This is a genomic window from Clostridium zhoujianii, from assembly GCF_051590805.1.
Classification (GTDB): Bacteria; Bacillota; Clostridia; order Clostridiales; family Clostridiaceae; genus Clostridium.
Genome location: NZ_JBPUTF010000003.1, coordinates 199,590 through 225,777, shown reverse-complemented (window position 1 = coordinate 225,777; position 26,188 = coordinate 199,590). Strand labels below are relative to the sequence as shown.

The following is a 26,188-nucleotide window of genomic DNA, read 5'->3' as shown; positions in this document are numbered from 1 at the left end:
CACGCCGCCAGCGTTCGTCCTGAGCCAGGATCAAACTCTCAATAAAAAGTTTAATCTTAATCTCAAAAACTTACTCATAAAAAGAATTGCTGGTTTTTAACTTATATATCTGTTCAATTTTCAAAGATCTCTGCGCCTCTCAGCGACTTTTTTATCTTATCACTCTAGCCGATTGCTGTCAACACTTTTTTTCTGTGTTTTTTCGCTCTCTCGCTGAGGACAAGAATTATTCTATCACAGCTTTAATCTATCACTTTACTACTAAATAACATTTTATATAATTATATTTGTATTTCTCTTATTTTCTATCTTTTTCACACTTTTTCTATTATTGATACACTAGGATAAGTTTCTTTTATTATTATTCTATATTATGTTATTATATTCTTTTTATGGATTATATCCTCATTATAATGAGAGAATATAAAAAAATATTTTACTTGTTTCAATATTTATTATATTAAATTATTAATCCAACATATTAAAATCAATATAATAAATTTACATAAGACCTTTAAAAATATTCAATAAAAATAAATCCCTTTTTATATTTTATGGCCTCCTTCTTATTGAACTTCTATTATTCTATTGGAAATCAAATTCCCGAAAGGGGTAATATTCACAAGTTATTGAAATTTATCGAAAATTAAAATAGCACAATTAATTTATGAAAAATATAAATTAACCTTCTTATTATTATTCCTTAAATTTAATCACTTAGATGTAATTATATAGTATTTATTGTATAAAATATTGCACACAAAAAAGACTGTATCAGATTAAGTTTAAACTTAATCTGATACAGTCTTTTTTTGGTACCCCTACCCCGGTTCGAACGGGGGGCATCAGGATTCGAAGTCCTGCACTCTATCCACCTGAGTTATAGGAGCATAATATATCTAATTCTACTATCAACTAGTATTGATAGCTATAGTATAAATAGTTATTGTTTTATCCACACTTATTTTAACTATATAATCTTTCTCTGTGCATAACTTTTAATTAATCCACAGACTTACACATATTTATAGTTATAAAATGAAAAAAAGCAACTTGTTTAAGTTGCTTATTGGAGCAGGTAGTGGGAATCGAACCCACCTTTCCAGCTTGGAAGGCTGGAGTATTACCGATATACGATACCTGCATATGGTGCAGATGAAGGGAGTCGAACCCCCACGCCAAAGGCGCTAGATCCTAAGTCTAGTGCGTCTGCCAATTCCGCCACATCTGCACGGCAATAATTGAAATTTGGTGGCTTACCGGGGAATCGAACCCCGGACACCTTGATTAAAAGTCAAGTGCTCTACCGACTGAGCTAGTAAACCATCTGGCAGGGATAGCAGGATTTGAACCTACGAATACCACAGTCAAAGTGTGGTGCCTTACCGCTTGGCGATATCCCTGCGTATGGGGTGAACGATGGGACTCGAACCCACGACAACCAGTGCCACAAACTGGCGCTCTACCAACTGAACTACATTCACCACAACATTGGTGCGCCATCAGGGATTCGAACCCGGGACACCCTGATTAAGAGTCAGGTGCTCTACCAACTGAGCTAATAGCGCATATAATGGTGCGTCTTAAGAGATTCGAACTCCTGGCCCACGCCTTAGAAGGGCGTTGCTCTATCCAGCTGAGCTAAAGACGCATATTAAAAGTTTTTAAACTTTTATGGAGCAGGTAGTGGGAATCGAACCCACCTTTCCAGCTTGGAAGGCTGGAGTATTACCGATATACGATACCTGCATATTATGGAGCGGAAGACGGGACTCGAACCCGCAACATCCACCTTGGCAAGGTGGCGCTCTACCATTGAGCCACTTCCGCAACTGTAATACTAAACTTATTTGGTCGGGGTGACAGGTCTCGAACCTGCGACCTCATGGTCCCAAACCATGCGCGCTACCATCTGCGCCACACCCCGGTTTAATGGTGCGTCTTAAGAGATTCGAACTCCTGGCCCACGCCTTAGAAGGGCGTTGCTCTATCCAGCTGAGCTAAAGACGCATGCTTAAAGTTTTTAAACTTTTATGGAGCAGGTAGTGGGAATCGAACCCACCTTTCCAGCTTGGAAGGCTGGAGTATTACCGATATACGATACCTGCGTATTATGGAGCGGAAGACGGGACTCGAACCCGCAACATCCACCTTGGCAAGGTGGCGCTCTACCATTGAGCCACTTCCGCAATATGGTGCAGATGAAGGGAGTCGAACCCCCACGCCAAAGGCGCTAGATCCTAAGTCTAGTGCGTCTGCCAATTCCGCCACATCTGCACGGCAATAATTAAAATTTGGTGGCTTACCGGGGAATCGAACCCCGGACACCTTGATTAAAAGTCAAGTGCTCTACCGACTGAGCTAGTAAACCATCTGGCAGGGATAGCAGGATTTGAACCTACGAATACCACAGTCAAAGTGTGGTGCCTTACCGCTTGGCGATATCCCTATCTGGGGTGAACGATGGGACTCGAACCCACGACAACCAGTGCCACAAACTGGCGCTCTACCAACTGAACTACATTCACCACAATGGTGCGTCTTAAGAGATTCGAACTCCTGGCCCACGCCTTAGAAGGGCGTTGCTCTATCCAGCTGAGCTAAAGACGCATATTCATTTTCAGAACGATTTTTATTTTATGATATCTTTCCACATTTGTCAAGGTTTTTTTACCTAGTTTTTTGTGGAGCAGGTAGTGGGAATCGAACCCACCTTTCCAGCTTGGAAGGCTGGAGTATTACCGATATACGATACCTGCATAACTGGTCGGGGTGACAGGTCTCGAACCTGCGACCTCATGGTCCCAAACCATGCGCGCTACCATCTGCGCCACACCCCGGAGTCATATGCCGCATCTCTCAGCGACAATGACTATTCTACATTATGAGAATTAATCCGTCAATACTTTTTTTAAATAAAAATATATTATAGCGAAAAACTTAGTAAATTAAAGATATGATCAGATATTATAATTTATTTAAGACTACACATCTAGAAAATTAAAATTTATTTCCTATTATAAATGTAACTATTTTACTTCTTTAAGATAAATATCCGGCTTTTTGTTCTCCTCTAATTTAATATAACCAATATATCTACCCTTTAATCTTGGTAAAGAAATACTTCCTGGATTCATAAAGATTATATTGCCTTCTTCTTCTATCATCTGTTCATGAGTGTGACCAAATAAAACAATGTCAGCTTCTACCTCTTTAGCTTTATAATAAATATTAGTCATACCATACTTTACTCCATATAAATCTCCATGAGTTATAAATATCCTTTTTCCACTAATATTTATTAGTTGCTCCTTAGGATATTTATTGCTAAAGTCACAATTACCTCTTACTCCATACACTTGGCCATTAAACTCTCTTGTTAATTCTTCAATATCTTCAGAATTATCTCCTAAATGTATTAAAACATCTGCCTCTTTTATATATTCCTTAGCTATATCTATATACTTTGGCATTCTGTGTGTATCACTAATTACAGCAACTAACAAAAGTATCCCTCCTTAATCTATCTAAAAGATTCTATATAAATTCTCCTATTCTCTCTTTTAACTTTTTTAAGGCTACTGCCCTGTGGCTAATCTTATTTTTTTCTTCTCCTGCTAGTTCGCCAAAACTCTTTCCTAATGGTTCGTAAAAGAATAATGGATCATATCCAAATCCACCTTCACAAGATAACTCATCCAAAATAATACCTCTTACATCCCCTCTAATAGCCATATAATTATTATTACTATCTATCAATGCTAATTGACATACAAAGTTTCCACCCCTTTTTTCAGTTGGAACTCCTTTCAAATTAGCTAATAGTTTAATATTGTTTTTTGAATCATCTCCATGTTCACCTGCATATCTTGCAGAATATATCCCTGGAGCACCATTTAAATAATCTACTTCAAGTCCAGAATCATCTGCTATTACAATATAATTATTATCTCCTCTATCCTTTAGGTAGCTAGCTATTTCACTGGCTTTTTTCTTAGCATTTTCTTCAAAGGTTTTACCATCTTCTTCTACTTCAATATCAATATTCTCATCTTTTAATGATTTAACTTCAATAGGTAATTCCTTTAATATTTCCTTAAATTCTTCTATTTTATGAGCATTATTACTAGCTAATATAATCTTTTTCATATTTTTAATCATTTCCTCCTGTACCTATCCATAGTCCATCCATTTTTAATGAATCTTTTTGAATTTGTATCATTTGTTTAACACCCTTTTCTCCTAAGTCCAAAAGGGCATTTAATTCTGTTCTACTAAATGGACTTTCTTCCCCTGTACCTTGTAACTCCACGAATCCACCTTCATCAGTCATTATTACATTCATATCAACCTTTGCACTTGAATCTTCCTCATAGCATAAATCAATCATTTTTTCATCTTTCACAATACCTACGCTTGTTGCTGCAACAAAATTTCTTATTGGATATACCTTAAAAGGTTTAGTCTTATGAATCTTGTTAACAGCATCTACCATAGCTATAAAAGCACCTGATATAGATGTTGTTCTAGTTCCACCATCGGCTTGAATCACATCACAATCTATCCAAAGAGTTCTTTCTCCTAAAGCTTTTAAATCTACAACTGACCTTAAAGCTCTTCCTATTAATCTTTGAATCTCCATAGTTCTTCCATCTATTTTTAATCTTGCTATATCTCTAACCTTTCTACTACCAGTTGATCTTGGTAACATATTATATTCTGCTGTTATCCATCCTTCTCCTAATCCTTTTAAAAATGGAGGTACCTTCTCTTCTACTGATACATTACATAAAACCTTTGTATCTCCAACTTCAATATATACAGAACCTTCTGCATACTTAGTATAATTTCTAGTTACCTTAACTTGTCTCAATTGATCATTTTTTCTTCCATCTATTCTCATGCAATCATCACCTTCTGAATTTATTTTATGTTAAACAGCTCATCTCTTTTTGGCTCTTCCACTTCTAATTTTACCCCATTTGAAACTAAAACGCCCTTACTTTTTGTAACTTTTCCTATAATTGAACCCTTTATCCCCTCTTCATTCAATGCCTTAACTAATTCTTCTCCACATTTACATGTTATAAGCATACTTCCAGAGGATATTAATCTTAAAGGATCTATCGAAAGTTCAGCTGATATTTTTTTAGTAACATCTAATATAGGAATCATCTCTTCATATACTATAAATCCCGTATCCGATGCCATGCCAACTTCAAATAAAGCTCCTAAAAGTCCGCCTTCTGTAATATCATGCATGGAATTAACTCCTACTCTCCCTGCAATTCCTCCTTCTTTTAAAACACTAATATTATTAATTAAATTTTTAGCCTCTTTTAATTCATTACTATTTAATACTTTTTTCAATCTATCTTCTTGGTCATTTGCCAATATTGATGTACCTTCCAAAGCAATATCCTTAGTAACTACTATATCATCACCAATCATAGCTCCTGAGGTTCTAACAGAAGCTCCCTTAAGAGTTTTTCCAATTACAGTTATAGATACTATCAACCTATTAACTGCTGATGTAACCTCTGTATGACCTCCTATTATTTCTACATTTATTTTTTCTGCTTCTTCACTGATTTCTTTCATCACTTCATTTATCTCTTCTAGTGTAGAGCCTGTTGGTGCCAATATCGTTACAAGCAAAGCTATTGGCTCTCCACCTGATGATGCTATGTCATTACAATTTATATTTACTGCTAACTTACCGATATTTTCACATGCACCGGTTATTGGATCTGTTGAAAATACCCCTTCACATCCTCCAAAATCTATAACTGAGCAATCTTCTCCAACATCATTTCTTACTACAACTTCACTTCTCTTTATTTTTCTACTATTTTGAATCATCTCTCTCAAGTCATCAAAATTTAGTTTACCTTCCTTCATCAAAAAAATCTCCTTTAATTTTGATTTTATGCACTATTTCAAAATTCTTCTCATATTAATTAATAAGAATAATAAATATGAGGTGAATATTTTGAGATATATAGGCCCATTTTTTAGAATGAATAGTCTTTCTCAAAAGGATATAAGTGGACAACTTTTCTACTTATCAAAAGAGGCTGTAAAAACTATAGTACTTAACTCTAAATGCGGAATACTCTCCTCATTTAGAGCTTCTAAAAAATCTTCTTCTACAAATGATATTAGCATATTAAATAATTTTTCTCCACTAATATGCCTCTATAGGAAAGCATCACCAGTTTTTATACACAGTAAGACTTCACATGGTTTTGATGAATCATCCTTTAAAAAAGAAATAAATCCATCTACCAATGCATTGATGACTTTATGTCTATTAGAGCTTAGTGATTATTATGGACATTATCAAAGAAGACATAAGCATGTTACTTCATTAGAAAAATCTTATATTTTTCTCTGTAAGGAACAACTTGATTTTTATTCTGAGAATCTTAGAAACTCAGAAGGTGTTTTTATTAAAAAGAAAAATATTTCTGAAGGAAATGCCAAAGGTTATAACCTTATAGAAAAAGATAAGAAATTCAATTTTTCTGATCAGGCTTTTATGATGAATGCATACTACTTATATTCACTATATAATCCTGAAGATCCAGTTAGTAGCGACTATAAAAGTTTCTCTCTTCAAATTTTAGATATGTTCTTTGATTTTAAAGAAGCACTCTATAATATTTCTTTTGATGAAGGGTGTATGATACTATTAGCTTTTAATGTTTTCTATGATTTTTCAAAAGAAGAACGTTGTAAAACATTGTTAATAGACCTAAGTGACTTTCTTATAAATAAATTTGATGAAAAAGATTATTATGTTAATTCTCTAGATAGTTGCTGCATGCTAGCCATAAGCTTAGAAGATTCCTTTAAACATACTGATATAATTGCCTTCAAAGAAAAAAGTAATGAAATCTTTGATAAACTTGAGGGGCTTTATGATGAGGAAAATGGTATTTTCTTAAAGCTTACCGATAAAAAAGATATTAAATATTCCTCATTAGAAATATCTTTCTACTTCCTGGCTATTCTCCTACACTCAAGAAATAAGGATAGTAGTATCGACTCTAAGAATATGATTTCATCTTTATATAAAAAATACTTTATCAATTCTGGAATAGTGTCTAGTTGGCCGGATGCTCCTACTTTAGATGAAGTTGAAAGATATAGAGGTCTATCACTAAATTCTGAGGATATGTTGGATGAGAGCTTTTTTAGAATGCCTAATCTTCCTTCACCAGAAAGCTCTGGTATTGCTCCTATATTTGTGAAAAATATTACTTACTCTCGCAAAAAGGACTCATTTACTAGATCAAAGGATTCCTTTGATAGTGACAAGAATATGTTAATTTTCTTCACCTTTATTTATTACTTAAAAGATGAAATTCTCGGTGAAATGAATTTTAATAATGAACTAAACTTGCTAGATAGCATTAATCGCAATGAGGATTCTACTTTTGATGAATCTGAGCCTCTAGAAGATATTAATGAGAAAGAAGATGAAGAAAATAGAGAAAACTTATTAGAAGAATATAAACCATCTAAAGATGATGAATAGTAAAGAGCTGGGTTTAATCTCAGCTCTTTACTATTCATCTATTTCCATATTCCATTAAAGTCTATATTCCCATTTCCATCTGATGAAATAGAGGATATCCTATCTGATATTGCCACATTATTATTTAAAAACATTATAGGAAGTATTCTATAATTGCTAAATAACTCTTCTTCAATTTTAGTAAAGTTAAAGTCCCCCTTAATTAATTCCTCATTAAAAAGTTTCTTTTCATCTCCACTCAAAATACTCTCTATATTTTTATAAAATTCTAATCTTTCTTTTCCATAGGCATTAGCATTAAAAAGTATGACACCATATCTCTTCTGTAATTCTACATCTTTTAACTCTTCTTCACTAACAAGTGAGTATCTTAAATTTATACCCTCCTTGTCTTTGAACCAACTCACTAAATACTTGCAATAATCCCTATTATCATCATTATCTTTAGCTAATAAATTTATTACCTCTGGCTTTTTCCACTCTTCCTCTTTATTTATGCTAACCTTTCTTGTTTGCAGTTTAGTTAAATCCTCTTTATCTTCTCTAAAATAACTACCCTCTGCCACTTCTATTCTTTCTGGATTCTCACCTTCAAACCCTTCTGTTGCTTCATATATTATCTTGTATATTTCTCGCCTATCTATAGCAGATAAGTTCTCATTATCACCTCTCATAGCTAAGTACTTACCTTCATTAGATGGAAATGTAATTAGTTTATTATCATTACTCAGTCTAGATAATTGACTTTTAGGGGGATTTAAAACAACATCTCTATTCCCTATTTCAAATGATGCCATAGCAAGCTCTTCATTTTCATCTTCTAGTATTGATATTTTTTCTGGTCCACTACCACTATATTTTTTATTTCTAGCTAATTGAATATTTCCCTCTCCTACACTACTAATATAATACTCTCCTGAGTATACAATATTTTTATATGATTTATTCAAATTACTCCAAAGAGGTATATTCTTTCTTATTCTATATTGTGGCTTTGTTAATTCACTCATAAAATTTTCATTTTTCTTATTTAGCCTAATTTTTATAATATTCCCCTCTGTAGATATAGCTACACCCTTTTCAAATGTAGTCTTTCCATCTTTAAACTCTTTAGCTCCATATATATCCAATATAGCTTCTATATTACTTTCATCCTCTTCTTTTATTAACTCCTTAAAGAAGTTACTTATATCCGACACATCTATCTTACTGCCATCATTCCAATATATATCATCATTCAATGTAAATTCATATTCTATACCTTCATCTTTAATAACCATATCCCTTGCTAGAGATGGAGCAACATTCCCCTCCATATCTTTCTCCACTAACCCCTTGCTAGTAGCACATATAATATCCTCATCCCTTTTGGATAGATTAGTAATAGTGCTTAAATTATTAGGTATTTTATCTACTGAATATACAATCCCTTCACCTCTAGCCACCTCTTTTGTATTATCTATTTCAATAAAGCCAATAAAAAAGGCTATTATCAATAATAAGAATACTAGAGAAATAATAATTTTCTTCATAGGCTATCTCCTTTTGATCTAATTATTTAAAATTATATCCATTACAACATCTTACTAAACATATTCAACTCTTAATTTATAAGGAAATATTATTAAGTTTTTCTATATTACTGTGATATAATTGTATTATTAATTTTATAGGAGGTTTCTTTATGTCAATTTTATTTGGAGCTACATGTATATTAGCTATACTTTTTATGGCTACATTTATGTTTATTGGCATCTGGCTTTTTATAGTTGCTTTAAAGGCATTCCGTCAATTAAGATATAAAAATTATATCCTAGAAAAAATATATCAAAAACTTGATAACTTAGGAAATAAAACTCAAGATGAAACAAATGATATAGTAACAGAGGATTTCACAGATCTATTAGATCTTGAAAATGGCGATGGTTCATCACCCTACTAAATTATTAAAAATTCAAACAAATAATAGCAAAAGTGGATTCAATATCTTAATTGAATCCACTTTTGCTATTATATTTGTTTTTTTTCCTGGGATATAACTTCTCTAACCTTCATTTTATAATGTCCATTCTATTTTATAACTGTCATAGAAAAAAATAATATTACAGATATAGATAAACTTAGTAAGGAATATATAAACTTTCTATTCCCATTTTCACTTATCCAAAACCTAACTGATAAAAATCCCATGGTTACAGCAGCTCCAACTTGTATTGGCATATATGAATTAAATATTTGTCCTACATAAAAAAACTGATACAAAGTTGCAAAAGTACATATAATTAATATACTTGTTACGATTGCTGATAAAATACTTAATATATTTATGAGCTTTTTCATTTTATTCACCTATCATTTCTTCAAACTCTTCCTCTGAAATTACCTTTACTCCTAAATCCAAAGCCTTAGCAAGTTTTGATCCTGCCTCTTCTCCCGCAAGAACATAATTAGTTTTTTTACTCACACTTCCAGAAACCTTAGCCCCTAGTAACTCGAGCTTTTCTTTTATACTTCCCCTACTATAATTTTTAAGAGTTCCTGTAACTACCACCGTCTTACCCTCAAACTTACTTGCGATTATTTCAATCTCTTCATAATGAGGTGATACTCCAAGCTCTAAAAGTTCATTTATTGTATCTATTACTTTTTCCTCTTTAAAGAATTCTAATACACACTTAGCTACTATATCTCCTACCTCTTGCACTTCTACAAGTTCTTCAAAAGTAGCATTTTTTAAATTTTCTAAAGACTTAAATTTACCTACTAAATCTTTAGCTGTCTTTACACCTACATTTGGAATACCTAGTGCATATATAAACGCATATAATTCACACTTCTTACTCTTTTCTACTGCATCAAGTAACTTTTGTGCCTTCTTTTCACCAAACTTATCTAATGTTAGAAGCTCTTCCTTTTTAAGCTTATATAAATCCGAAATAGATCTAATATCAAGTTTTTCAAATAATTGTTCTGCAGTTTTCTCTGAAAATCCTTCTATATTCATAGCAGATCTAGATGCATAATGTACAATACTCTTAACCATTTGTGGCTTACATGATAATGTATTTTCACAGAAATAATGTGCTCCATCTAATATTAAATGGCTTCCACAAGCAGGACAAAGTTCTGGCACAGATATTTCCTCTGATCCTTCAAGAGTTTCAGGTACTATTCCCATTATTTCAGGAATAACATCATTAGATCTTCTAACAAATACATCTGCTCCTATTCTTACACCCTTTCTAGCTATATCATCCATATTATTTAATGTAGCCCTCTTTACAGTTACTCCTGCAAGTTCTACCGGTTCAAGTATCGCAGTTGGACCTACTCTCCCACTTCTTCCCACATTCCACTCTACACCTAATAGCTTTGTAGTAGCCTCTTGTGCTTCAAACTTATATGCTATTGCCCACTTAGGAAACTTTACTGTGTATCCCAATAACTCCCTAGTTCTTATATCGTCAATGGCTATAACTAATCCATCAATATCATAATTAAGATCAAATCTTATATTTTTTATATGTTGAATTTGTTTTTCTATCTCCTCAATTGAATGACATACTTCAATATAATCATCCACTGGCAAACCCTTTTCTTTAATAAAATCGATCATTTCTAAATATGTCTTAAATCCTATACCTTCTTTATATCCTACATCATAGAAAAATGCTGATAGATTTCTACTAGCTGTTTCTTTAACATTTAAATTTCTTAAAGCACCTGCTGCTCCATTCCTTAAATTCTTTAATGGAACTATTGCAGTTTTATTATATTCTTCGAAGGCTTCCACAGTCATTATGGCTTCACCATGGACTTCAAATATATCCTTTGAATTAATTTTCAATGGAATTGATTTAATAGTTTGGACCTGAGATGTAACATTCTCACCAATAGTACCAGTTCCTCTTGTAGCTGCTGTTACAAGAACACCATCTTGGTCATATGTTAAGTTAATTGTTAATCCATCAAACTTTTTTGTAAGAATATACTTTAATTCTGGTAAATCTTCTCCTTGTGCTCTCATTTCCTCAAGGAACTTTTTATTTCTATTATGCCAATCTCTTAATTCATCCACAGTTTGGGCCTTATCCATGCTCCAAAGAGGTGCTTTATGTGTATACTTTGTGAACCCTTCTAAAACTATATCACCAACTCTTAATGTTGGTGAATATGGAAGTACATATCCTTCTTCCTTTTCTAATTTTTTTAATTCATCATATTTTAGATCATATTCTTTATCCGTAACAGTAGGATTGTCTAAAGCATAATATTCATAAGCATATCTATTTAACTCTTCTACAAGCTCCTCTATCCTTTTCCTATTATCCACAAATGAACCCTCCTAATTTATCTTTTATAATAATTCTAGCTTTGCTAAAGATAATGCTAATATTTTAACTCCTTGTTTATCAAAAGCAATAGTTAACTTCTTATCATTTCCTGATGGCGTTACAGAAACTATTGTTCCATTACCAAACTTATCATGCTTAACTTTTCTTCCAAGAGTAGCTTCATCTGATGTTAATGGCTGACCAGATCCACTACTTACCGGAGTAGACCCTGAAATTCCTGTTATCCCTGATCTTGAAGTTATTCTTGAGTTATACACGCCTCCTCTTAAACTATGAGGATTTGAGTATGAACTGTTATTATTAACTCTACTACTGGATGAACTACTAGAAAGCCCTCTTTCATTTATATATTCTTTTAGTTCTGATTTTATTTCTCCAATAAAGTCAGATTGGCTATAACTTACCGTTCTACCAAACTGTTTTCTCACCTCTGCAGATGTCATATATAAGGTTTCCTTTGCTCTTGTTATTGCAACATAACAAAGTCTCCTTGACTCCTCCATTTGATCCTCTTTTTCCATATCAGTAAGACTTGGAAATAATCCATTTTCCATTCCAACCATAAATACAACTGGGAACTCAAGTCCCTTTGCACTATGAATTGTCATTAGTACAACAGATCCTTCTCCATCTTCATCTTCATCTAACTTATCAGTATCTTGAACAAGAGATACTTTTTCTAAATAAGCTTCTAAACTTTTGTCTTCACTACTTCTTTCAAAATCAACAGCATCAGAAACTAATTCTTTTAAGTTTTCTATTCTACTTTTATCCTCTATTTCATCTGACTTTCCTAATTCATCAAGATATCCAGTATCCTTTAATATACTTTCAATTAAAACTGATACTGGTACTGTTTCCTTTAAAATAAGGAAATTTTCCATAAGAGAAGTAAACTTTTCTATACATGTGGCATTTCTTGGAGTTAGTGCTGGAATACTTCTAGCTTCTGTTAATGCATCCCATAAATTTAATCCAAAGCTTTCCGCAAAGTCTTGAACTTTATTAATAGTAGCATCCCCTATACTTCTTTTAGGAACATTTACTATTCGTCTTAAACTAATATCATCCTGCAGATTCACTAATACCTTAAGATACGAAATTAAATCTTTAATTTCCTTTCTATCATAGAATCTAGTTCCACCTACAATCTTATATCCAATTCCTCTCCTTCTCAAGGTTTCTTCAAATATACGTGATTGAGCATTAGTTCTATATAAAATAGCAAAGTCCTCATTCTTTCTATTCTCTTTAGATTTAATATCTGCAATACATTTAGATACAAAATCTCCTTCTGATCTATCATCAAAAGCTCTATATATTTTTATCTTAGCTCCCGCCTCCTGCTCAGTTCTTAAGGATTTATCCTTTCTATATGAATTGTTTGCTATAACCACATTAGCAGCATCTAATATATTTCCTTTTGATCTATAATTTTGTTCAAGCTTTATGACCTTTGTTCCTGGATAATCCTTCTCAAAGTTTAAGATATTACTTATATCTGCACCTCTCCAACCATATATAGATTGGTCATCATCCCCAACTACACAAAGATTTTTATATTTAGCTGCTAAAAGCTTAACTAATTCATATTGAGCTCCATTAGTATCTTGATACTCATCAATCATAATATATTGGAACTTTCTTTGATAAAATTCTAATACATCTGGATTTTTCTTAAATAATTCAACAGTCTTAAATATTAAATCATCAAAATCCATTGCATTGTTTTCTTTTAATTTCTTTTGATACATTAAGTAAACATCAGCTATTTTATTTTCTCTAAAGTTACCTTCAAATTCTCTTTTAAAACTTTCAGGCCCTTGCATTTTGTCCTTAGCTCTACCAATTTTACCTGTAATCTCTCTTTGAGTAATATCTTTATCATTTATATTTAAAGCTTTCATACATTCATTCACTAGAGTTTTTTGATCTGATGAATCATAAATAGTAAAGCTACTCTTATATCCTAAATGTTCTATTTCTCTTCTTAAAATTCTTACACAAGTTGAGTGGAATGTTGATATCCACATATCATCTGCTCTATCTCCTACAATGGCCTTAACCCTATCTCTCATTTCTTTAGCTGCTTTATTAGTAAAGGTTATTGCTAAAATCTTATAAGGAGGTATATCTAAATCCTCTATCATATGTGCCATTCTGTATGTAAGTACCCTAGTCTTACCTGAACCTGCACCAGCTAATATTAGTACTTGCCCATCAACAGTTATAGCACCCTCATATTGTTCTTTATTAAGTAATGATTTTAAATCCAACCTACTTCCTCCTTTTAAAACAAACATAACTTTAACTCTATTGTTAAAGATGCCTTAATACCAAAATATTATACCACAACATATGTTCTATTTATATCTTTCCCTAATTCATTAAAAGATTCCAAATATAATAGGAATAAATAAGGCTGGTAATAGATTTGCAACCTTTATCTTTGTAATTCCAAGCATATTAAATCCCAAGCCTAAAATAAGTAAACTTCCTACAGCTGACATATTTGTGATAACTACTGTACTTAACACTCCAGATAGTAATCCTGCCCCTAACGTTATTACTCCTTGATATATAAATACAGCTGCAGCTGATAGCATAACTCCTATCCCTAATGTTGAAGCAAAAATTATTGATGAAATACCATCAAGTACTGATTTTGCAAATAAAGTACTATAATTTCCTTGTAACCCGCTTTCCAAAGACCCAACCAAAGCCATAGCCCCTACACAAAAAAGTAAACTAGCCGAAACAAAACCTTCAGCAATTGATACCTTTTCATTCTTTTTACCCACTTTACTTTCAATATAATTGCCTAAATCAGTTAATCTTTTATCTACATCAATTAATTCTCCAACCAACGCCCCTACTGCAATACATATTATCATCTGCAGTGTATCTTCTCCCGTTAGTGCTCCAGAAATTCCGATATAAATAATACATAAAGCTAATCCATTCATTATTGTTTTACTTACTCTCTCTGGTATCTTTCCTTTTACAATTAACCCAACACTACAGCCTACAATTATTGCAATACAATTAACAATCGTTCCTATCATTTTTATCCCCCAATTTGTTCAAATTAATATACTAACTATTTTACCATAATTCTGTATAAATATATTTTTTTACAAATAAAGTATCATAAATATAAGATTTTATATTAGAATGTAATTATAGTGATTTTTTATAAATTGGAGATGATAGGATGAGGGGAAAATTTTTAACTTTAGCTAGCATAATTATTGTGCTTTTACTAACAATTACTGGCTGCTCAAAAAAAATTGAACATAATGAAGTTAGTTCTTATTCTGATCAAATCCTAAGTTCAATACTATTAGCCTTAACTCAATCAAATTACAATGAATTTGCATCTTACCTAAATGATGATATGAAGGAAACTTTTGATAATGAAGTATTTGAAAAAGAAAGTCGTACACTCATAGATAATGCCGGATTCTTTGAGTCCCTATCTTTTATTGAAGGAAAGAAAAATAAAGGCTATGTATCACTTATATATTATGCAACCTTTACAGATGAACCTGATGGTGTCAAAATATCTATCACCTTCAAGGAAGAGGATCCTGAACACAAAGTTTATCAACTATATCTAAGCTCACCAAAACTATCCGAGGCAAGTAGTAAAACTTAAATTTATCTTAATATAAATACAAAACTCTAAATTTGTTATATAATATAGTCTGTAGATTACCCTTTAAAAGGAGGCCTAATATGAAAGAAGCATGTATTTATTTAGTATTTTCAAAAACTGGTACATGGTTATCCCGTTCAATTGGAGTAGTTACTAGAAGTAATTATACACATGTATCTTTAAGTTTTGATTCAAACTTCGATAACATGTATTCATTCGGAAGACTAAATCCTAACAATCCATTTTCAGGAGGATTGACTACAGAGAATTTACAAGAAGGAGTTTTTAAGAAATCTCCTACTTGCCAATGTTTAATATATAAAGTTCCTATAACTGAAAAGCAATTAGTTTTATTGAAAAAAGAATTAGATTATTATATAACATTAAATAATGAAGCTAAATATAAATATAATTTCCTAGGTTTATTTGCAGTTTTAATGGACAAGCCAATTAAAAGAAAACGTCATTTCTTCTGCTCTCAATTTATAGCATTGCTGCTAGAAAAGAGTTCAATTTGGGAAAGTCCAAAATCTCCGGAATTAACAAGACCTACGGATTTAATTCTTATATCCGATAAAGAAGTCCTATATGAAGGTTTAGTTCATAATATTAACTATGCTAATTCAGACTTGACTCCAGTTGCATTGTAAATTTCTTTTATATAAATAGTACTGATTAGGTAATTAATGTCATAATCATCGACATATTACTAGTATCAGTACTATTTTTTACTATAAAACTCAATACTTACTTTATTTTTTTCATATCTTAGATTAAAATTAGAGGTAAAAGCAAATAAATATATTAAGATAAATATTTTAGGAGAGGGTAAATATTATGGCAAATGAAACTAACTCATCTAATTTTATTAGAAACATAGTAATCGAAGATTTAGAAACTGGAAAGCACAAAGAGATAATTACTCGTTTTCCACCAGAACCAAATGGATATCTGCATATAGGTCATGCAAAATCAATATGCCTTAACTTCCAATTATCACAAGAGTTTAAAGGGAAAACAAATCTAAGATTTGACGATACAAACCCAATAAAAGAAGATACTGAATATGTTGAATCTATAAAAGAAGACGTTGAATGGCTTGGCTTTAAATGGGATGATCTTTTCTTTGCTTCAAATTACTTTGAAACAATGTATGAAAAAGCTCAACTACTTATAAGAAAAGGTAAAGCTTATGTTTGTGATTTAACGCCAGAAGAAATGAAGGAATATAGAGGATCCCTAACTTCACCTGGAAAAGAAAGCCCATATAGAAGTAGAAGTGTAGAGGAAAATCTTGATCTTTTAGAAAGAATGAAAAATGGTGAATTTGCTGATGGGGAAAAGGTTTTAAGAGCTAAAATCGATATGTCATCTCCTAATATAAATATGAGAGATCCTATAATATATAGAATATCTCACTCAGTTCATCACAATACAGGAGATAAATGGTGTATATATCCTATGTATGATTTTGCACATCCAATTGAAGATGCAATTGAGGGAATTACTCATTCAATATGTACATTAGAGTTCGAAGATCATAGACCTCTTTATGATTGGGTTATCCAAGAATGTGAAATGGAGTCAGTTCCAAGACAAATTGAGTTTGCAAGATTAAACATAACTAATACTGTTATGAGTAAAAGAAAGTTAAAGATGCTTGTTGATGAAGGTATCGTTGATGGTTGGGATGATCCAAGAATGCCTACTATAGCAGGTCTTAGAAGAAAAGGATATACTCCTGCTGCCATTAGAAATTTCTGTTCTGCAATCGGTGTAGCTAAAGCTGCTTCAACAGTAGATGAACAAATGCTTGAATACTTTATAAGAGAAGACTTGAACCCTACTGCTGCAAGAGCTATGGCTGTATTAGAACCATTAAAACTTGTTATAACTAACTATCCAGAAGGGCAATCAGAAATGCTGGAAATAGAAAATAACCCTAATGACGAAAGTGCTGGTACTAGACAAGTTTCCTTCTCAAGAGAGCTTTATGTTGAAAGAGAAGACTTTATGGAAGTTCCAGTAAAGAAGTACTTCAGATTATTCCCTGGAAATGAAGTACGATTAAAGGGTGCATACTTTGTTAAATGTAACGAAGTTATAAAAGATGAAAATGGTAACGTAACAGAAATTCACTGTACTTATGATCCTGAAACTAAGAGCGGTAGCGGATTTACTGGTAGAAAAGTTAAAGGTACAATTCACTGGGTTGATGCAAATAACTCTATTCCAGCTGAATTCAGATTATACGAACCATTAATACTTGATGATACAGAGGAAAATGAAGGTAAACACTTCTTAGAACAAATTAACCCAAATTCATTAGCTGTATTAAATGGTTATATTGAACCATCTGTAAAAGATGCTAAAGCCCAAGATAAATATCAATTATTCAGACATGGATACTTTAATGTAGATCCTAAAAATTCTACTAATGATCACTTAGTATTTAACAGAATTGTTTCATTAAAGAGTTCATTTAAATTAAAGTAATAAATAAGAGAGCATAGTAAATTTACTATGCTCTCTTTATTAATATATAAATAAAATTTAAATTCCATCTAAAATTACTTTACGAATAAATTAAATCTTTCTCTAACCTTTTCTTCTCCCATAATTTGCATTATAGTGTAAAGGTCTGGTGTGTTAGTTCTATGTGATAATGCTGCCCTTACTGCTCCAGCAACATCTGAAATCATACCTTTATAGCTTTCTGGATTAGCTTTGTATTCTTTTCTGTTTGCACAGTATCCTAAATTTAACCCTATTACCTTTAAGTCTTCAAACCATTGTTCTTGACTTCCTGCATCAAAATTAAATTCATTAGAGTAAACCTTAATAATTTCTTTAGCATTTTCTAATGATAAAGTCTTTGGTAATTCTATTTGTTCTTCTGTTTCTCTATTAAACAATTCATCAAAGAAGTAAAATATCTTTTCTTTAACCTCATCCCATTTAGCAAAGTCTTTTCTTGGCTTTGGACCATCTTTATCTATATTAAAGATTTCTTTTACCATAGTTTCATTAGAAGTTACTAAATCAAACATTTCTTTATCAAACTCTTTTGCCCATGTTGTGTAATTATCATATACAACATCTGCTTTCATTTTGCAGATAACTTCCTTACTTACATCATTTAGCTTAACCATGTCAAATAAGGCTCCACTCTTACTCATCTTATCTAAAGCTACAGTAAAGTCATGATAGTCAGCTGTTGGATTTTCTGCTCTCCAGTCTTCATAGCTTGAATTAATAATATTTAGTAAGTACTCAATAACTGCTACCATTGGATACCCAACTTCCTTATAGTAAGAAACAGCTGCTTCTGCATCCTTTCTCTTTGAAAGTTTTCTCTTTGATCCATTATCATTTTTCATTATTGTTGGTATATGAGCATAATTTGGTGCTTCAAATCCCAATACTTCAAATAATTGAACATGTATTGGAAGTGATGATAACCATTCTTCTCCTCTTATTACATGAGTTGTTCTCATTAAAGCATCATCAATTGCATGTGCAAAATGATATGTTGGTAATCCATCTGATTTTATGATAACTATATCTTGATTACTTTCAGGGAAAGATATGTCACCCTTAATTAAATCATGGAATTCTACCCTATTTTCGCTATTTCCAGGTGATTTTAATCTTATAATATACTTATCCCCATTTTCTATTTTCTTAATAGCCTCTTCTGTTGATAAGTTTCTACATGTTGCATATTCTCCATGGTATCCTGGAGTAATCTTTTCTGCCATTTGCTTTTCTCTTACTGAGTTTAACTCTTCTGGAGTACAGAAACATGGATAAGCTAATCCTCTTTTTATCAAGTCTTTAGCAAAAGTCATATATATGTCTTTTCTTAAACTTTGTCTATAAGGACCATAAGCCCCCTTTTCAGTTTCTTCTCCTGTCATTCCTTCATTAAAGTTCATACCAAAGTTGTTCATTGTATGTATTGTATCTACAATAGCACCTTCAACTTCTCTTTTTTGATCTGTATCTTCAATTCTTAAGAAAAATACTCCATCAGTTTGACTTGCTAACCTTTCATTAATTAAAGCAGCAAAAACTCCTCCAATATGTTGGAATCCTGTTGGACTTGGTGCATACCTAGTTACTACTGCACCTTCTTTTAAATTTCTTTTTGGATACTTTTCTAAATAATATTCTGGTGTTTTCTCTATATTAGGAAACAGAATATCAGCTAATTTTTCAAAGCTCATTTTATCACCATTCCTTATAATTTATTCTTAAATATAAAAAAATCCTCCATCCTATATATAGGACGAAAGACTTGCCTCCGTGGTACCACCTAAATTGAATGAATTATATATTCATTCCACTCTACTCTCTATAAGGGGAGAATCCCATAACAGCTCCAAAGTTTCTTTCCATAATAAAACTTGCTAAGCTCTCACCATACTTAACTCTCTTTGAAGTTTAATCTTATGTACTCTTCTTCTTCAATGCCTCTAACTTATTATATACAATTCTATATAATTATAACCTCTGCAAATAATATTGTAAACAACTTGCCTTTCATTTATAGTGAATAAAAATATTCATTTTTATTTATTTATGAATAAAATGCGTCATTTCAAAATTCTACATTTTTCGCCTATTATTTTAACAGTTATTTTATATTCCTAATGCTTTTCCCTAGTAATATTGCAAAGTTTGAAATATGATTTCAATTAAATTATAGCTATAAAATATAAAAAACGTAATTGTTAACAATTACATCTTAATATTTTTGTGAAAACAAAAAAACGCAACCCTTGGGGCTAGGTTGCGCTTTAGCAATAAGCAATAAATAAAAAGGGGGCTATTTATTCCTTTTATTTATCCTTGCATTGATATTATATGTTATTGATTATTAAAATGCAAGAGATTTTAGTAAAAATATTTAACTTATTAGTTATTATGAATTATTTCCATTCATTTTTTTCTAATATTCGTTAATAGCTCTTTAAAAGTGCTAATTCCTCTTCTGTTAATTCACGATATTCGCCTTCTTCTAAGTCTGGGTCTAAAGGAAGCCCTCCAAATTCTATTCTTTTTAGATAAACTACCTTCTTTTCTACAGCTTCAAACATTCTTTTTACCTGATGGAACTTTCCTTCTTGAATGGTAACCTTAACTTCTGATCCTTCATCATTAGATGAAAGTATCTCTAACTTAGCTTCCTTACATAGGTAACCATCATCTAAAGTAATACCATTCTTAAATGCTTCTACATCTTCTTCTGTAACCTTCTTATCTATTTTTGCATAATAAACTTTATCTACATGCCATTTTGGCGCTATTAATCTATGATTTAACTTACCGTCGTTTGTTAGTAATAATAATCCTACTGTATCCTTATCAAGTCTTCCTACAGGAAATGGTTCAAAAGCTTGATGATCAACTTCAAGTAAATCAATAACTGTTTCATCTCTGTTATCATAAGTGGCTGATATTACCCCATCAGGTTTATTCATCATTAAATATATGTATTCTCTATAAAATAACTCCTCGCCATTTACCTTAATTACTGCTATTTCGGGATCAACAAGCATTCCACTATCCTTAACAACAACTCCATCTACTTCTATAAAACCTTTCTTTGCTAAAGTTTTTATTTCTTTTCTACTTCCATATCCTAAATTTGAAATAATCTTATCTAATCTCTCCACAAAAACAACTCCTATTTATTAATTCTTTACTATTATACCCAACAAAAACCTTCATATCAAATAGGCCACTGACTCTAGGACTTCCAGTTAATTTGGTAATTAACAAAAAGCTAGTGACATTCACTAGCTTTTCAATCATAATATTACTTTTCAGCTTAAATTCCTTCCCTAAAGTACTTCATTACCTTAGGTACATAATTTTGTGTTTCCTTTGGCATCTTATATAAGTCTGCTGCAGAATTAACCCCTCTAGTTTTTACAGTTCCAGGGCCAGCATTATAAGCCATTAATGCCATTTCTATATCTCCATTATATCTATCTATATGTCCTTTAAGTTGCTTCACTCCACCTCTAATATTTTGATCAATATCAAAAGGATCTGAAACTCCATCTTCCTTACAATTAACGGGCATAAGTTGCATTAAACCCATAGCTCCTGCAGATGAAGTAACATTTGGATCAAAATTTGACTCTGCCTTAATAACTGCAAGTACTAACTTTGGATCAACTCCAAATTCTTCTGAATACTTGTTAACAGATTCATAAATCTGTTGCATCTTTGTGTCAGTACTTGTTGTAGTTACATTACTAATCTTATTTATATTAGAATTGTAGTAACTAAGTTCATTCATTAATCTTAGTGGAATATCTTCTAAGCTTTGACCTTCACTTACTTGAATGGCATTACTTAAACTTTCTCCTGTTGGTGATTCATTTATAGAATTTAAAAGGCTTTGATAAACCATTTCAAATTCCATTCCATCCCCAAAACTTTTTTTCATTATGTTTTGCATCATATTTAATGCAAGCATTTCCTCTGGCTTTTGTATTCCATTTATACTCATCCTAATCCTCCTTATGAAACCTCAAATGTGACTTCATCATAATCCTCATAGTTTACTTTTCTATAAAAACTTTTACTTAATACCATTACTCTATATTCACCTTTTAAAAAAGGAATAAAAGTATAATAATCCTTTCTACTGTAACTTTGAGCCTTTATCCAATTGCCTTTTTCCATTATATAAAATTCATAACAAACCTCTTTACCACCATCACTTGTAGCTTTAAAAGTAACTTCTTCATTTACCTTTACAATATCTTTATCAAGAGAAATCTTAACATTTGTAACTGGCGTAGCTTCTGAAACATATAAGCTAATTTCCTTTTTACTATCGAACTCATCTTCACACTTGATATTCTTTGCATATACCTCAAAGGTATATTTACCAGAACACTTAGGTTTAATTTTAATCTTTTTATTTTTAATAAATCCAGTATCTTCAACAAGATGCCCATTTATTTTTGTTACATACCTCATAAGAATACTTCTAGTATTTTCTGCTATTGCCTCTAACTCTATTAAATCCCCAACTAGGTAATTATTTTTATGGGGAAGTAATATATAATCTATCTTCCCTGGTAAATATTCTTTAACTTTAAGATATATAAAAGTATTACTATCATATTCCTTACTAGAATATTTATCCTTTACTCTTACCTCAATTTCATATTCACCCTTTTCTTCTGGAGTGAAATTTACCCAGTTAGATTTCCCAAAACCAACTCTTTCTCTTTCCTTATTATCCTTATAAACCAAAAATGAATATTGAAGACTTACTCCACCATCAGCAATAACCCTTAAATTCACTGGTTGTCCAATTAATGTAGTCTTTTCTTTATCCAAAATTACATCAACTATCCTAGGAGGCTTATCTCCCTTTTTATCAATACTATAGGAAAAAGTTTTTTTATCTTCAAAGTCCCCTTCAAATGAAATATCTTTAACTAATAAGGTAATCTTATATTCTCCTTCTTGCTTGGTCTCCCAAATATATTCATTACCTCTTAAGTATCCAGAATCCTCAGCAATAGGTCCATCAATTAAATATCTATATATTAATTCTCGTCCACCCTCAACATCAGCTTTAATATTTATTATACTTCCATTTACCTGTGGTGAGTTAACATTCGGTATAAAGTTCTTTATTTTTATATCGTTGTATGGTTTCACAGCATATACCATTATAGCTCTATCATCATATTCTTTGTTAGATAATATATCCCTAACCAAACATAATAGCCTATATTCTCCTGGTTCCTTTTCTTGATAGGATACCATTTTTCTAGAAGAATAATCTTGAATACAAGTTGCTTTTCCTTCTTTATTAATTTTTATAAACTTATAAAGTAATGTTCTATTATCTCCAAAGGTCGCATCAACCTTAAAGATTAACTCTTCATTAATTAATAATTCTTCTGTTAAGCATTTAAAATTTGTTATTTCAATTTTTGTATGAGAGGTCACTGCAAACCTAATAGTTGTAAATTCATCAAAATTCTCACTTGAATCAGGTCTCTTACATTCAATTAATATTTCCTGCTTTCCTTCTTTGTTTACAGTATAAATTAATGTATTTTCTGTTGTATAATCTCTTATGAGCTCCCAATCCTGTTTTCCCTTGATCCAAAATCTACACAAAATTGGTTCATCACTTGTTACAACATCTAATTTTATCTTTTCTCCTACTGTAAAATTAGTTTTATCTAACCTAACATCCTTAATTATACTTTCCTTAACATCTTCTTCACCTATTATAAATTCTTCCTTGGCAAGGAAATCAAAAGGTTTTCTCGAATCCTCCTCCTTACCTTGAACCATAATTATATACTTTCCCTTTCCCTTTGGTTTCCATATACATGTATCACTTTTCGAAAAATCTTGAACTGTATTCCATACTCCATCATTACCTATTATAAATTTATAATCTAAAGCTTTATCACTAAAAGCCGCTTCTATTAATATTTCCTCATCAACACTACGTGGACTATCCTTATCAAATAATATTCCCAAATCTTCCAAGTAACTCACCCCTTTTTTCTTAGTACCCTTTATATTTTACCATAAATTGTAAGTTAGTGTGTGTAATTCTCTAATTTAATTATACATTTTTTTCTCATATTAGTTAATAGACAGTATAAAAAAATGCCAAAATAATAAATATTATCTTAGCATTAAATCTTTCTCTCAATTATTCTTTTTAAACTTGTTATCAGTCTTTCTTCATCTTCTTTACTTCTCTTTCTAGGATTAGGAGTTCTACCTCCACCCCTTCTTATTTTTTGTGACATATGTCTTTCTTCTAATAGCCTATCTATATTTTTATCAGAATAAACATATCCTTTAGGACTTATTACCTCTGCCTTTTTAGGTAAACACATAGCTGCAACTCCATAATCTTGGGTTATAACTATATCCCCATTTGCAGTGTTATTAACAACATACATATCCACACTTTGAAATCCACTATCCACAACCTTAACTTCTGAATAATTACTATGTATATAATGATGTATATCACAAAAAATCAAAACTTCTACATTATTATCTCTAGCAATCTTTTCAATAATAGGGATGCTCGGACAAGCATCCCCATCTATTATAATTTTCATTCTATAATCTCTTCTCAAGCTCAGCCTTTATATCTTCATATCCTGGCTTACCTAATAAAGCAAACATATTCTTCTTATAGGCTTCAACTCCTGGTTGATCAAATGGATTTACCCCTAATAAGTGTCCACTAATCCCACAAGCCTTTTCAAAGAAATAAACTAATTGTCCAAAGTAGTATGCTGATAATTCTGGAATATTAACAATCATGTTTGGAACTCCACCATCATTATGAGCTAGTAATGTACCTTGGAAAGCTTTCTTATTAACAAAGTCCATATCTTTTCCTGCTAAGAAGTTTAATCCATCTCCGTCTTCTGGAGTTTCTTCAATAAATATCCTCTTTTTAACTTCTTCTACGTTAAGAACAGTTTCAATTAAATCTCTTCTGCCTTCTTGAATATATTGACCCATTGAATGAAGGTCTGTAGAGAAATCTACTGCTGCTGGGAATAATCCCTTACCATCTTTTCCTTCTGATTCTCCATATAATTGCTTCCACCATTCATTAAAGTAGTGTAATGATGGTTCGTAATTAACCATTATTTCAATAGTTCTTCCTTTATTATATAAAGCATTTCTAGCTGCTGCATATTGATAACATGTATTTTCCTTTAATGAAGGATTAGAGAATTCTTCTCTTGCATCAGCTGCTCCTCTCATCATATCATCTATATCAATACCAGCTACAGCTATTGGTAATAATCCAACTGCTGTTAGGACTGAGAATCTTCCACCAACATCATCAGGAACTACGAAAGTTTCATAGCCTTCTGCATCAGCTAATGATTTTAATGCACCCTTAGCTTTATCTGTTGTTGCAAATATTCTCTTCTTAGCCTCTTCTTTACCATATTTCTTTTCTAAATAGGATTTAAATATTCTAAATGCTATTGCTGGCTCTGTAGTAGTCCCTGACTTAGAGATTACATTAACTGAAATTTCTTTGCCTTCAACAGCTTCTAATAAATCTGCCATATATGTTGAACTAATATTATTTCCTACGAAGAAAATTTGAGGTGTCTTTCTCTTTGATGAATCTAATACATTTGAGAAGCTATGTGAAAGCATTTCTATAGCAGCTCTTGCTCCTAAATATGACCCACCAATTCCTATTACTATTAAAACTTCAGAATCATTTTTTATTTTATCTGCAGCCTTTTTTATCTTTTCAAATTCATCTCTGTCATAATTTACAGGAAGGTCAACCCATCCTAAAAACTCACTTCCAGCACCAGTTTTGTTATGAAGCTTGTCATGAGAAGCTTTAATCATCTCTTCCATGTAGCCTACTTCATGTTCATTTAAAAAGGGAGCTGTTTTTGATAAGTCTAATGTTAATCCTTTTCTCATAATTCTTACCTCCAAATATTAATTATGGAAACTTGCCGTTTCTATTATATCATAATTACATTTATTTTTTCATCTACTTCATTATTATGGACTATTTTTATGCTACATATTAATTATATATAGATAACTGTAAAATATTCATAAATA

The 26,188-nt window shown here is 31.6% G+C and carries 21 protein-coding genes, 21 tRNA genes and 1 other annotated feature; of the genes, 5 read left to right on the top strand and 37 right to left on the bottom strand.

The window, feature by feature from the left end:
- Positions 1-813 precede the first annotated feature (813 nt).
- The 25 genes from ACSYT2_RS15935 to ACSYT2_RS15815 form a co-directional block, all read right to left on the bottom strand.
- Positions 814-890 (bottom strand) — tRNA-Arg (locus tag ACSYT2_RS15935).
- Between the two features lie 180 nt (positions 891-1,070).
- Positions 1,071-1,144: transfer RNA gene (locus ACSYT2_RS15930), tRNA-Gly, on the bottom strand.
- 3 nt (positions 1,145-1,147) lie between these two features.
- Positions 1,148-1,231 (bottom strand) — tRNA-Leu (locus ACSYT2_RS15925).
- An 18-nt stretch (positions 1,232-1,249) separates the two neighbouring features.
- A tRNA-Lys gene (locus tag ACSYT2_RS15920) sits at positions 1,250-1,325 on the bottom strand.
- Between the two features lie 3 nt (positions 1,326-1,328).
- A tRNA-Gln gene (locus ACSYT2_RS15915) sits at positions 1,329-1,403 on the bottom strand.
- Between the two features lie 5 nt (positions 1,404-1,408).
- Positions 1,409-1,484, bottom strand: a tRNA-His gene (locus tag ACSYT2_RS15910).
- Between the two features lie 8 nt (positions 1,485-1,492).
- A tRNA-Lys gene (locus ACSYT2_RS15905) sits at positions 1,493-1,568 on the bottom strand.
- 6 nt (positions 1,569-1,574) lie between these two features.
- Positions 1,575-1,651, bottom strand: a tRNA-Arg gene (locus tag ACSYT2_RS15900).
- Positions 1,652-1,675: 24 nt separating this feature from the next.
- A tRNA-Gly gene (locus ACSYT2_RS15895) sits at positions 1,676-1,749 on the bottom strand.
- A gap of 6 nt (positions 1,750-1,755) precedes the next feature.
- Positions 1,756-1,830: transfer RNA gene (locus ACSYT2_RS15890), tRNA-Gly, on the bottom strand.
- Between the two features lie 21 nt (positions 1,831-1,851).
- A tRNA-Pro gene (locus tag ACSYT2_RS15885) sits at positions 1,852-1,927 on the bottom strand.
- Between the two features lie 6 nt (positions 1,928-1,933).
- A tRNA-Arg gene (locus tag ACSYT2_RS15880) sits at positions 1,934-2,010 on the bottom strand.
- 24 nt (positions 2,011-2,034) lie between these two features.
- A tRNA-Gly gene (locus tag ACSYT2_RS15875) sits at positions 2,035-2,108 on the bottom strand.
- Positions 2,109-2,114: 6 nt separating this feature from the next.
- Positions 2,115-2,189: transfer RNA gene (locus ACSYT2_RS15870), tRNA-Gly, on the bottom strand.
- Positions 2,190-2,193: 4 nt separating this feature from the next.
- Positions 2,194-2,277, bottom strand: a tRNA-Leu gene (locus ACSYT2_RS15865).
- Positions 2,278-2,295: 18 nt separating this feature from the next.
- Positions 2,296-2,371 (bottom strand) — tRNA-Lys (locus ACSYT2_RS15860).
- 3 nt (positions 2,372-2,374) lie between these two features.
- A tRNA-Gln gene (locus ACSYT2_RS15855) sits at positions 2,375-2,449 on the bottom strand.
- Positions 2,450-2,452: 3 nt separating this feature from the next.
- A tRNA-His gene (locus ACSYT2_RS15850) sits at positions 2,453-2,528 on the bottom strand.
- 5 nt (positions 2,529-2,533) lie between these two features.
- Positions 2,534-2,610 (bottom strand) — tRNA-Arg (locus tag ACSYT2_RS15845).
- 75 nt (positions 2,611-2,685) lie between these two features.
- A tRNA-Gly gene (locus tag ACSYT2_RS15840) sits at positions 2,686-2,759 on the bottom strand.
- Between the two features lie 5 nt (positions 2,760-2,764).
- Positions 2,765-2,840: transfer RNA gene (locus ACSYT2_RS15835), tRNA-Pro, on the bottom strand.
- 189 nt (positions 2,841-3,029) lie between these two features.
- Positions 3,030-3,506, bottom strand: coding sequence for a metallophosphoesterase (locus tag ACSYT2_RS15830; protein WP_430857602.1), 477 nt, complete (start codon positions 3,504-3,506; stop codon positions 3,030-3,032).
- A 31-nt stretch (positions 3,507-3,537) separates the two neighbouring features.
- Positions 3,538-4,149, bottom strand: a complete 612-nt coding sequence (locus tag ACSYT2_RS15825) for an XTP/dITP diphosphatase (RefSeq protein ID WP_430857603.1) — start codon at positions 4,147-4,149, stop codon at positions 3,538-3,540.
- A gap of 4 nt (positions 4,150-4,153) precedes the next feature.
- Positions 4,154-4,903, bottom strand: a complete 750-nt coding sequence (gene rph / locus ACSYT2_RS15820; protein WP_430857604.1) for a ribonuclease PH — start codon at positions 4,901-4,903, stop codon at positions 4,154-4,156.
- Positions 4,904-4,923: 20 nt separating this feature from the next.
- Positions 4,924-5,901: an AIR synthase family protein gene (locus tag ACSYT2_RS15815; RefSeq protein ID WP_438385166.1), complete on the bottom strand. Its 978-nt coding sequence runs from the start codon at positions 5,899-5,901 to the stop codon at positions 4,924-4,926.
- 91 nt (positions 5,902-5,992) lie between these two features.
- On the opposite strand from ACSYT2_RS15815, the gene ACSYT2_RS15810 reads away from it, so the two are divergent.
- Positions 5,993-7,543, top strand: coding sequence for a hypothetical protein (locus ACSYT2_RS15810; protein WP_438385165.1), 1,551 nt, complete (start codon positions 5,993-5,995; stop codon positions 7,541-7,543).
- Positions 7,544-7,581: 38 nt separating this feature from the next.
- On the opposite strand, the gene ACSYT2_RS15805 is transcribed toward ACSYT2_RS15810, so the two are convergent.
- The gene (locus ACSYT2_RS15805) at positions 7,582-9,075 is read right to left on the bottom strand and encodes an ABC transporter substrate-binding protein (protein ID WP_430857607.1); all 1,494 of its coding nucleotides are present in this window, start codon (positions 9,073-9,075) and stop codon (positions 7,582-7,584) included.
- Positions 9,076-9,227: 152 nt separating this feature from the next.
- Here ACSYT2_RS15805 and ACSYT2_RS15800 point away from each other — a divergent pair, with 152 nt between their 5' ends.
- On the top strand, positions 9,228-9,485 hold the full coding sequence (locus tag ACSYT2_RS15800) for a hypothetical protein (protein ID WP_430857608.1): 258 nt from the start codon (positions 9,228-9,230) through the stop codon (positions 9,483-9,485).
- A 128-nt stretch (positions 9,486-9,613) separates the two neighbouring features.
- On the opposite strand, the gene ACSYT2_RS15795 is transcribed toward ACSYT2_RS15800, so the two are convergent.
- From ACSYT2_RS15795 to ACSYT2_RS15780, 4 genes are all read right to left on the bottom strand, one after another.
- Positions 9,614-9,883, bottom strand: a complete 270-nt coding sequence (locus ACSYT2_RS15795) for a hypothetical protein (RefSeq protein ID WP_430857609.1) — start codon at positions 9,881-9,883, stop codon at positions 9,614-9,616.
- Position 9,884: 1 nt separating this feature from the next.
- Positions 9,885-11,876, bottom strand: a complete 1,992-nt coding sequence (ligA, locus tag ACSYT2_RS15790) for an NAD-dependent DNA ligase LigA (RefSeq protein WP_430857610.1) — start codon at positions 11,874-11,876, stop codon at positions 9,885-9,887.
- A 24-nt stretch (positions 11,877-11,900) separates the two neighbouring features.
- Entirely contained in the window at positions 11,901-14,174 is a 2,274-nt protein-coding gene (pcrA, locus tag ACSYT2_RS15785) for a DNA helicase PcrA (RefSeq protein WP_438385164.1), read from the bottom strand.
- Positions 14,175-14,285: 111 nt separating this feature from the next.
- The gene (locus tag ACSYT2_RS15780) at positions 14,286-14,963 is read right to left on the bottom strand and encodes a DUF554 domain-containing protein (protein ID WP_430857612.1); all 678 of its coding nucleotides are present in this window, start codon (positions 14,961-14,963) and stop codon (positions 14,286-14,288) included.
- Between the two features lie 149 nt (positions 14,964-15,112).
- Between ACSYT2_RS15780 and ACSYT2_RS15775 the strand changes: the two genes are divergently transcribed.
- The 3 genes from ACSYT2_RS15775 (at position 15,113) to ACSYT2_RS15765 (ending at position 18,052) form a co-directional block, all read left to right on the top strand.
- A complete protein-coding gene (locus ACSYT2_RS15775; protein ID WP_430857613.1) occupies positions 15,113-15,556 on the top strand; it encodes a DUF3887 domain-containing protein in 444 nt (147 codons plus the stop codon).
- Between the two features lie 80 nt (positions 15,557-15,636).
- On the top strand, positions 15,637-16,206 hold the full coding sequence (locus ACSYT2_RS15770) for a hypothetical protein (protein WP_430857614.1): 570 nt from the start codon (positions 15,637-15,639) through the stop codon (positions 16,204-16,206).
- Positions 16,207-16,393: 187 nt separating this feature from the next.
- Positions 16,394-18,052, top strand: coding sequence for a glutamine--tRNA ligase/YqeY domain fusion protein (locus ACSYT2_RS15765; protein WP_438385163.1), 1,659 nt, complete (start codon positions 16,394-16,396; stop codon positions 18,050-18,052).
- Between the two features lie 74 nt (positions 18,053-18,126).
- Here ACSYT2_RS15765 and gltX read toward each other — a convergent pair whose 3' ends face one another.
- From gltX to ACSYT2_RS15730, 7 genes are all read right to left on the bottom strand, one after another.
- Positions 18,127-19,785: a glutamate--tRNA ligase gene (gltX, locus tag ACSYT2_RS15760; RefSeq protein ID WP_438385162.1), complete on the bottom strand. Its 1,659-nt coding sequence runs from the start codon at positions 19,783-19,785 to the stop codon at positions 18,127-18,129.
- 55 nt (positions 19,786-19,840) lie between these two features.
- Positions 19,841-20,038 (bottom strand) — a binding site (T-box leader).
- A 482-nt stretch (positions 20,039-20,520) separates the two neighbouring features.
- Entirely contained in the window at positions 20,521-21,237 is a 717-nt protein-coding gene (locus ACSYT2_RS15755; protein WP_438385161.1) for a pseudouridine synthase, read from the bottom strand.
- Positions 21,221-21,376, bottom strand: coding sequence for a hypothetical protein (locus tag ACSYT2_RS15750; protein ID WP_438385160.1), 156 nt, complete (start codon positions 21,374-21,376; stop codon positions 21,221-21,223). The genes ACSYT2_RS15755 and ACSYT2_RS15750 overlap by 17 nt, the downstream gene beginning before the upstream one ends.
- 16 nt (positions 21,377-21,392) lie before the next feature.
- The gene (locus ACSYT2_RS15745) at positions 21,393-22,082 is read right to left on the bottom strand and encodes a lytic transglycosylase domain-containing protein (protein ID WP_430857618.1); all 690 of its coding nucleotides are present in this window, start codon (positions 22,080-22,082) and stop codon (positions 21,393-21,395) included.
- A gap of 11 nt (positions 22,083-22,093) precedes the next feature.
- Positions 22,094-24,109 (bottom strand): triple tyrosine motif-containing protein, encoded by a 2,016-nt coding sequence (locus tag ACSYT2_RS15740; protein WP_438385159.1) that lies wholly within the window; start codon positions 24,107-24,109, stop codon positions 22,094-22,096.
- 143 nt (positions 24,110-24,252) lie between these two features.
- The gene (locus ACSYT2_RS15735) at positions 24,253-24,690 is read right to left on the bottom strand and encodes a YaiI/YqxD family protein (RefSeq protein ID WP_438385158.1); all 438 of its coding nucleotides are present in this window, start codon (positions 24,688-24,690) and stop codon (positions 24,253-24,255) included.
- A 1-nt stretch (position 24,691) separates the two neighbouring features.
- Complete coding sequence (locus tag ACSYT2_RS15730; protein ID WP_438385157.1) at positions 24,692-26,041, bottom strand: glucose-6-phosphate isomerase; 1,350 nt, start codon at positions 26,039-26,041, stop codon at positions 24,692-24,694.
- Positions 26,042-26,188: the final 147 nt, after the last annotated feature.

Bases quoted from the DNA above. Each gene is read 5' to 3' on its own strand.
- ACSYT2_RS15825 (WP_430857603.1), bottom strand. From the start codon at position 4,149: ATGAAAAAGATTATATTAGCTAGTAATAATGCTCATAAAATAGAAGAA.
- rph (WP_430857604.1), bottom strand. From the start codon at position 4,903: ATGAGAATAGATGGAAGAAAAAATGATCAATTGAGACAAGTTAAGGTA.
- ACSYT2_RS15815 (WP_438385166.1), bottom strand. From the start codon at position 5,901: ATGAAGGAAGGTAAACTAAATTTTGATGACTTGAGAGAGATGATTCAA.
- ACSYT2_RS15805 (WP_430857607.1), bottom strand. From the start codon at position 9,075: ATGAAGAAAATTATTATTTCTCTAGTATTCTTATTATTGATAATAGCC.
- ACSYT2_RS15800 (WP_430857608.1), top strand. From the start codon at position 9,228: ATGTCAATTTTATTTGGAGCTACATGTATATTAGCTATACTTTTTATG.
- ACSYT2_RS15795 (WP_430857609.1), bottom strand. From the start codon at position 9,883: ATGAAAAAGCTCATAAATATATTAAGTATTTTATCAGCAATCGTAACA.
- ACSYT2_RS15780 (WP_430857612.1), bottom strand. From the start codon at position 14,963: ATGATAGGAACGATTGTTAATTGTATTGCAATAATTGTAGGCTGTAGT.
- ACSYT2_RS15775 (WP_430857613.1), top strand. From the start codon at position 15,113: ATGAGGGGAAAATTTTTAACTTTAGCTAGCATAATTATTGTGCTTTTA.
- ACSYT2_RS15770 (WP_430857614.1), top strand. From the start codon at position 15,637: ATGAAAGAAGCATGTATTTATTTAGTATTTTCAAAAACTGGTACATGG.
- ACSYT2_RS15765 (WP_438385163.1), top strand. From the start codon at position 16,394: ATGGCAAATGAAACTAACTCATCTAATTTTATTAGAAACATAGTAATC.
- gltX (WP_438385162.1), bottom strand. From the start codon at position 19,785: ATGAGCTTTGAAAAATTAGCTGATATTCTGTTTCCTAATATAGAGAAA.
- ACSYT2_RS15750 (WP_438385160.1), bottom strand. From the start codon at position 21,376: ATGATTGAAAAGCTAGTGAATGTCACTAGCTTTTTGTTAATTACCAAA.
- ACSYT2_RS15745 (WP_430857618.1), bottom strand. From the start codon at position 22,082: ATGAGTATAAATGGAATACAAAAGCCAGAGGAAATGCTTGCATTAAAT.
- ACSYT2_RS15735 (WP_438385158.1), bottom strand. From the start codon at position 24,690: ATGAAAATTATAATAGATGGGGATGCTTGTCCGAGCATCCCTATTATT.
- ACSYT2_RS15730 (WP_438385157.1), bottom strand. From the start codon at position 26,041: ATGAGAAAAGGATTAACATTAGACTTATCAAAAACAGCTCCCTTTTTA.